Consider the following 230-nt stretch of genomic DNA (forward strand, 5'->3'; position numbering starts at 1 on the left):
GGCTTCATGCCTCTGATCAGGATGGACGAGTGAAGGGAACGGGTGAATTTTTCGGTTTACGCAAACGAGAGCCAAGAATTGAGGCAACAGCTGTTCAAACTGTTGGTGAAAAAGGCTATGATGGGGTTGTATACGGAATCGTAAAATGAAACAAACCTTAACCGCATGCGGTTAACCTTTTTCTTTTATAAAAACCATCTGGCAGTAGCCATCAGCCTAACCCCAATCAG

Annotated in this window: 1 pseudogene; it reads left to right on the plus strand. The window is 44.3% G+C overall.

Annotation, left to right across the window (positions count from 1 at the left end):
• Positions 1–149: pseudogene (locus R0K30_RS23885) on the plus strand (methyltransferase); the annotation flags it as partial.
• Positions 150–230: the final 81 nt, after the last annotated feature.

The organism is Bacillus sp. SIMBA_154 (assembly GCF_046536015.1).
In the GTDB taxonomy this organism is placed as follows: domain Bacteria; phylum Bacillota; class Bacilli; order Bacillales; family Bacillaceae; genus Bacillus; species Bacillus pumilus_P.